We start from the raw sequence: 7303 nt of genomic DNA on the forward strand, positions 1-7303 counted from the left end.
TCCCGTCACGAGCGCCACCTGGCGCGTTGCTGTCATCGTCGACTCCCTAACCCTTTGGCGTACGGTCATACGACCATAGAGCGAGACGGAGCCAGCAGGCAAGAGTCTGCCGAAAATTAAATTATGGCCGTACTCTCAAGGAGTGCACGGCGGCGGACCGGCGGCCGGCCCGGCGGGTGGAGGCGCGTGTGGTGCGGTACGACAACGAGCACAAGCAGGCGACGAGACGGCGGATCATCGAGACGGCCGGCCGCCGCTTCAAACGCGACGGCATCAACGGCTCGGGGATCACCACGCTCATGGCGGACGCGGAGCTGACCAACGGCGCCTTCTACGCCCACTTCACCTCCAAGGACGACCTCGTCGCCACCGCGGTCGCCGACCAGCTCCGCGCACAGTGCGAGAGCCTCGGCGCGCTGGCGCCGGGCCGGGCCGGACTGGAGCAGTTCGTGCGCGCCTACCTGTCGGTCGAGCACCGCGACCACCCCGAGGACGGCTGCCCGTCCGCCGCCCTGCTCGACGAGATCGGCCGCGCCACCGACGCCACCAAACAGGCCTACACCGACGGCGTACTGGCCATCGTCGAGGACATCGCCGCCCGCCTGGCGCCACACGACCCGCCATCGGCACGCGTGAAGGTGCTCACCATCGTCGCCTCCGTGATCGGCACGCTGCAACTCTCCCGCGCCCTAGCCGACCGACACCTCGCCGACGAGGTCCTCGAGCAGGGCATCCAGAACGCCCTCACGTTGTTGGAGCAAAGCGATGAGTAGCTGCCGGGGCAGGCGGTCGAGGAGCCCGCTGGGAGTTTGGACCTGCCAAGCAGCACGTCAGACAGCAAGAGACTCAAGATCAGTCCGCAGCGGACGCTCATGGAATCAGTCTTACCGCCGGTGGGCTGCATCCGACTCCTCGGGATGCATCGTTGCTCGACGCCAGACCAGGGTATGAGGGCAGGGAGTGCCACGGGCGCGACGCGTCCGCCCGAGCCGCAATCGTGCGGCAGTACCAACTATTGCGCCGGCGCCCGGATGAAGGTCGTTGCCCTGGAACCTCAGACCGGAGCCGACCCGTCCGGCCGTCCGTCGTCAGCAACCAGTCCAGGAAGGTGGAGATTTATGTCCAAAGAAACTGAAATCCGCCCATTCCGGGTTGACATGCCCGAAGAAGCGATCGCCGACCTTCGACGGCGCATCGCCGCGACCCGCTGGCCCTCCAGAGAGCTGGTAACAGATCGGTCGCAGGGCGTGCATTTGGCGACGATCCAGGAGCTCGCCCGCTACTGGGCGGCCGATTACGACTGGCGCCGGTGCGAGGCGAGACTGAACGCGCTGCCGCAGTTCACGACCGAAATCGACGGAGTGGACATCCACTTCATCCACGTGAAGTCGCGGCACGAGCACGCGTTGCCGCTGATCATGACGCACGGCTGGCCCGGCTCGGTCATCGAGCTGCTCGAGGTCGTCGGCCCGCTCACCGACCCGACCGCGCACGGCGGACGCGCCGAGGACGCGTTCGACCTCGTGCTGCCGTCCCTGCCCGGCTACGGCTTCTCCGGCGAGCCGACGGAGGTCGGCTGGGACCCCGGTCGCGTCGCGCGCGCCTGGGCGGAGCTGATGCACCGCCTCGGCTACACCCACTACGTCGCCCAGGGCGGCGACGTAGGCTCCGCCGTCACCGACGCGATGGGCCGCCAGGCACCCGAGGGCCTGCTCGGCATCCACATCAACCTGCTCCTGACGGCGTTGGGCGGCAACGGCCCCCCGCCGGCGGGACGCTCCGAGAAGGAACGCGCGGCGCTCGACGCCATCGCCACCTTCAACACGAGCGGCAGGGGCTACTTCCTGGAGCAGGCCACGCGGCCCCAGACGATCGGCTACGCCTTGCTGGATTCACCCATCGCGCTCGCGGCCTGGATGCTCGACCACGACACAGACAGCTACGAGAAAATTTCACACGCCTTCCTTGACAAGCAGCCCGCGGGCACACTCACCCGGGACAGGATCGTCGACAACATCACGCTGTACTGGCTGACGGGCACCGGGGCCTCGGCGGCCCGGTCCTACTGGGAGAGCGGACGCTCCGCAGCTCTTACGGCCGGCCAGGCTCCCCCAGAGGTCTCGATCCCGGTCGGCTTCACCACGTTCCCCGGCGAGATCTTCCAGGCCCCGCGCAGCTGGGTCGAGAAGGCCTACCCCAACCTCATCTACTTCAACGAGGTCGACAAGGGCGGCCACTTCGCCGCCTGGGAAGAGCCCGAGCTGTTCGCGACCGAGATCCGGGCAGCGTCCACGTCGCTGCGCTGACGACAGCCCGCACCTGGGTTGACGGTGACCACCTGGTCCACCACCACGTGAACGGGCAAGCCTGCTGGGCCGCGGTCGGGTCGCGCGTGCTGCGGCCTCGATCGCGGCCCGCAGAGGAGTTCCTGCTTGCCGACGCGGGTGGGCTCATTGTGGGTAAGGCGGCCCACACCCGCTGACCTGCACGAACAGGTCACAAAGATCATCCTCCGCGCACCACACCCGTGGACATGACCTCACCGGGGTGAGTCCCCCTGGGTAGTGCAGATCGGGAAATCCTTGATCGCCTGACGGGCGTGTCGGTCCCGTGAGAACCGCCAAGAACTCGCGGAGGCGAGTACACCCGATGGCTCTGGATCAGTCTGCCGTATCCGGATTGCTGGAGCTGCTACGCAGCACCGATGCCGGGCAGATACCGATCCGGCTGCTACCCGGGGCCTGCCTGGTGGATCTTCAATCGTGCGGTGACGCCTGCGTGATCGTCTCCCGCAGGAGGAACTTGCGGACCTTGCCCGACGCCGTGCGGGGAAGGGCGTCGACGACATGCCAGTCCACCGGCACCTTGAAGTAGGCAAGCCGGGACCGCGCGAACGTCGCCAGCTCCTCGACGTCGACCGCACCGGTCACATCGGCAGCACCGGTCACATCGCCGGTGGCACGCACGATGAACGCAACCGGAACTTCACCGAGGCGCTCATCGGGTGCACCGACCACCGCCGCGTCCGCCACGCCGGGGTGCTCGACCAACACTTCTTCCACCTCGCGCGGGTAGATGTTCTCCCCGCCGCGGATGATGACGTCACGGATACGTCCGTGGATCCGCAGGACTCCGGTCGCGTCCATCGTGCACAGGTCACCGGTGTGCAACCAGCCCTCGCCATCAAGGGTCCGACTGGTCGCCTCGGGATCGTCGTGGTATCCGCTCATGTTCAGCGGGGAACGGATCAGCAGCTCACCGGGCTCGCCGAGGTCGGCGGTCGTCCCCACGGTGCCCGGCGCGATGATGCGGACCTCGCGCTGCGGCAACGCCCGCCCCAGCGTCTCGGCCTTCACCACGTCGCTGTCCCAGGGAAGGCACGCGGTCGCGTTGGGCGCTTCGGACTGGCCGTAGGAGATGACGACACGGCAGCCGAGCCCGGCTTCGGTACGGCGGATCAGCGCGGGTGGAACTGTCGTTCCGCCGGTCTGGATGACCTGAAGGCTGCTGATGTCGTACCTGGCGAGGTCGGGGCAGGCCAACAGGTCGTACAGCATCGTCGGGACGGTGCCGAGTGCGGTGACGTGCGCCCGCTCGACCATCCGCAGGGTGCGGGCCGGGTCGAAGCCCCCCGGAGCCAGGACCATCGTTCCCGCTGCGGCGAAGGTCATCAGCACGCCGGACACCGAACCGCCGACATGGTGCAGAGGCAGCCCGGAGCACCACACCAGCGGTGCCGCGAAGACCCGCCCGGCGATACGGGCGGTGTTCAGCGCGGCGAAGTGGGACAGTACGGCGCCCTTGGGCCGCCCGGTGGTCCCGGAGGTGTACTGAATGAGAAAAGGTGTCGCGGGCGGAACCGCGGGCAGCGGCCCCGGGCGGCGCCCAAGCGTGTGCCCCAGATTCTCCAGCGGCCGGACCCGGACCGGCCCGGGCAGCTCGCCGGCCAGGGTCTGCGCACGCTCAACCAGTGGCGAGCCCCGGTGTTCGGCCGCCGCGATGACAAGCGTCGCGCCGGACTGCGCCAGCTCGTAGCGGACCTCCTCGTCCCGCAGCGAGGTGTTGATCGGGACGAGGACGGTGCCGGCGAGCGCGCTGGCGCACTGCACGATGACCCAGTCGGGGCTGTTGGGTGCCCACAGGGCGACCCGATCCCCCGGTTCGACCAGGCTGAGCAGCCTACCCGCGACGGCACCGGCGTGCGCGACCAGGCCCGCGTAGGTCAGGGTCTTGAGGCCCGGCCCCACCGGCCAGCGCAGCGCCGGACGGTCCGGGTACTGGTCGGCGACGTGGAGCAACCAGTCGCCGACCGACTGCTCGACCAACGCGACGGTGGTATCGGCCGGCCAGTGAGCGGCGGTGAGCGTCATCTGACCACCCAGGCCCTCAAGGACTCTTCAGTAACCACTCAAACACGCCCTAGTCGCCGTCGAGGTCGAGCGAGCGGCCCACGATTTCCTTCATGACCTCGTTGGAACCGGCGTAGATCCGCTGCACTCGACCGTCCCGCCACAGCCGGGCGATCTCGTACTCGTTCATGTAGCCGTAGCCGCCGAACAGCTGCAGACAACGGTCAACGACGTCGCACTGCGTGTCGGTCGTCCACTGCTTGAGACCGGCGGCGTCGACGGCGCTGAGCTCGCCGTCGAGGTGCGCGCGCACTGCCGTGTCCACGTAGGCCTGCGCGACGTCACACAAGGTCTTGATCGCGGCGAGCTCGAACCGGGTGTTCTGGAACGAACCGATCGTCGTCCCGAACGCCTTGCGGGTACGCACCTGCTCCACGGTCAGCGCCAAGGCCCGCTTCATGATGGCCACGGCGGTGACACCCGCGCCGAGCCGCTCCGTTCCCAGGCTCTCCATCAGGTGGTAGAAGCCGCGGTTCTCCTGCCCGAGCAGGTTCGACACGGGCACCCGCACCTCGTCGAAGAAGAGCTCAGCGGTGTCCTGCGCCTTCTGACCAATCTTGTCGAGCTTGCGGCCGCGGCTGAAGCCCGGTGCATCCGCATCGATGACAAGCAGGCTGATGCCACGGTGACCGGCGTCCGGGTCGGTCTTGACCGCAGCGACCACCTTGTCGCACAGCAGCCCGTTGGTGATGAACGTCTTCGAACCCGACACGACATAGCTGTCACCGTCGCGGCGCGCGGTCGTGCGGATCGCCTTCACGTCCGAGCCGGCACCGGGCTCGCTCAGCCCCAGCGCCCAGATGATGTCCCCGCTCACCGAGCCGGGCAACCAGCGCGCCTTCTGCTCGTCGGTGGTCAGCGTGATGATGTACGGCGGCATCACGTCGTTCTGTAGCCCGAAGCCGAAACCGACGGTTCCGGTGGCCCAGAACTCCTCCGCGAGGATCACGCTGAACCGGTAGTCGTCGACCCCGGCGCCGCCGAACTCCTCGGGGGCCGACCACAACAGCAGACCCGCCCGGCCCGCCTTGCGCCAGACCTCCCGGTCGACAACACCGGCCTGCTCCCACTCGGTGGTGTGCGGGACGCACTCCTTCTCGAAAAACGTCCGAGCAAGCGCGCGGAACTCCTCGTGCTCAGGTTCGAACAGGGTGCGACGCACCAGACCAGCTCCTTCACGCTAGAGGGCCGCCAGGCACGCGACCATCGCTACGCACCCGCGCCCGTGGGCCCCGCGGGACCCAAGTGGACCCGCTGGCCCGCGCCGGCCACGCCGGAAGCGGCCGTCCGCCGGCCAGCACGTAGATCCTCTTATTAATTAACCGCTTTGACAAGATATATCTATCAAAAGAGGACCGTCGGCGGCGCCGGGCCGGCCGGGCGTCACCCGGGCCGAGTGTCTCTCACCTCGGTACGGGCGTTCAGGGAGGCGAGCTCGGCTGCGGCCCGACCCGAACTCCATCCCTCCCGGTCGTTGGCTGTCACCGGCCGCGACACGACTCCCGGGAACATCGTCTCGGTCGCCTCCCGGACGGTGTCCTCCCGTGCGGCCAGGACGGGCAGGAGACGGTCCCGGCCCCTTTCGGCGACCGCCTCGGCCCCCGCCTTGTCGGTCGCACCCTGCAGCCGCTCGCCGATCCGGACGGCGAAGGCAGTGAGGAAGGACTGGCGGAACGAACGGGTCCGCGACCGCCCGTAGCGGTCCTGGCGGGAGCCTTCCCGCGTCATGGCCGTGGTCGCCTGCACCAACAGCGACGTGTAGAGCAGCTCGACGCCGTCGAGATCGGACTCGAAACCGAGCACCGTGGCGAAACCGAGGTCCTTCGTCCACACCGCCCGACAGCGATTCGCGGTGGCGACCTTGTCCAGCAGCAGCGCCTTGGGCGTCTCATAGGGATTGTCGACGCCGACCCGACGGCCGGTCGGTTCGTCGCGCGACCCGGTCTCAGCGGCCAGCAGGGCGTAGTCGATGCTGTGCCGGGCCATGAGCTCCTGGGCCTTAGCGGTCAGCGCCTCGGCCTCCTGCGCGAAGCCGGTCGACTCGGCCTTGGCCAACAGCGCGCGGACCCGGTCAAGCATGCGCGCGTCGACCGTCCGACCAGCGCTGCGGTCGGGGTGCAGCGTCCCGCGACGCGCGGTGCCGGGCGGCGGGCACAGCTGCGCGAGCGGGGGCAAAGTACCGAGGATCCCAAGCACCGTCACGGCGCAGGTGACCACCCCGACCCGATCCTCACCTTCGCGCTCACCCCAGGCGTCCAGCCAGCCATCGTCATCGGCCCACCAGACGGTGGCTTCGACCGCCGCGAGCTGCGCCTCCCAGCGCTCGTCCACGGTGGAGGCGGCATACCTGCGCATCTGAGCGGCGATCGCGTCGACCGTCATCCGCAGCTGACGCGCACCGCCCTCCCGGCTGACGATCCGCACGACGTCCGCCGGCTGCCAGCCGCTGTCCCACGCACGTTCCACCATGCGGTTCAGCCAGCTCGCGAAGGCCCGGTCGACCATCCGCCGCCTGGTGGACCCGACCGGAGGCTCGGTCAACAGCACGATGCAGCGGGACAACTCCATGCCGTCCTGCGTGTGCTGTGCGTGCATGGCCGCACCGACCAGAAGGTCGGCGGTCTGCCGGTCATGCTGATAGGCGTCGAAATCATGACGGGCCGACCGGCTGGCACCGGGAGCAGGACCGGGACCGGGAGCAGGACCGGACGTGGAGCCAGGACCAGGACGTGCACCTGGACCGGTGCCGGCGGCCCGGGCCCGGTCGTCGCGCGCCTGCTGCTTGGCTCGCCGCCGTTCGCGACTACGACTTCCCATAGCTACCCCACAAGACCGAAATGAATGAAGGTGATCACGATCATGTCGCCACACGCGATACCGACACACGACATGTC

Annotated in this window: 5 protein-coding genes; 2 read left to right on the plus strand and 3 right to left on the minus strand. The window is 68.6% G+C overall.

The annotated features are described in order from the left end of the window. Positions 1 to 188 precede the first annotated feature (188 nt). Positions 189 to 773: a TetR/AcrR family transcriptional regulator gene (locus U9977_RS01510; RefSeq protein ID WP_322747320.1), complete on the plus strand. Its 585-nt coding sequence runs from the start codon at positions 189 to 191 to the stop codon at positions 771 to 773. A 345-nt stretch (positions 774 to 1118) separates the two neighbouring features. Further along, positions 1119 to 2306: an epoxide hydrolase gene (locus U9977_RS01515; protein ID WP_322747321.1), complete on the plus strand. Its 1188-nt coding sequence runs from the start codon at positions 1119 to 1121 to the stop codon at positions 2304 to 2306. 450 nt (positions 2307 to 2756) lie between these two features. Here the strand turns inward: U9977_RS01515 and U9977_RS01520 are convergent, their stop codons facing one another. The 3 genes from U9977_RS01520 to U9977_RS01530 all read right to left on the minus strand — a co-directional run bounded on the left by U9977_RS01520 (position 2757) and on the right by U9977_RS01530 (position 7226). Further along, positions 2757 to 4370 carry a class I adenylate-forming enzyme family protein gene (locus U9977_RS01520; RefSeq protein WP_322747322.1) on the minus strand — a complete coding sequence of 538 codons (1614 nt, stop codon included), beginning with the start codon at positions 4368 to 4370 and terminating at the stop codon, positions 2757 to 2759. A gap of 49 nt (positions 4371 to 4419) precedes the next feature. Beyond that, positions 4420 to 5571, minus strand: coding sequence for an acyl-CoA dehydrogenase family protein (locus U9977_RS01525; protein WP_322747323.1), 1152 nt, complete (start codon positions 5569 to 5571; stop codon positions 4420 to 4422). A 221-nt stretch (positions 5572 to 5792) separates the two neighbouring features. Beyond that, entirely contained in the window at positions 5793 to 7226 is a 1434-nt protein-coding gene (locus U9977_RS01530) for a DUF2786 domain-containing protein (protein ID WP_322747324.1), read from the minus strand. Positions 7227 to 7303: the final 77 nt, after the last annotated feature.

The organism is Protofrankia sp. Cas8 (assembly GCF_963555845.1).
GTDB lineage: Bacteria > Actinomycetota > Actinomycetes > Frankiales > Frankiaceae > Protofrankia.

What these genes read in the sequence shown, in the direction of transcription:
- U9977_RS01515 (WP_322747321.1), top strand. Translation starts at nt 1,119, where the DNA reads ATGTCCAAAGAAACTGAAATCCGCCCATTCCGGGTTGACATGCCCGAA.
- U9977_RS01520 (WP_322747322.1), bottom strand. Translation starts at nt 4,370, where the DNA reads ATGACGCTCACCGCCGCTCACTGGCCGGCCGATACCACCGTCGCGTTG.
- U9977_RS01530 (WP_322747324.1), bottom strand. Translation starts at nt 7,226, where the DNA reads ATGGGAAGTCGTAGTCGCGAACGGCGGCGAGCCAAGCAGCAGGCGCGC.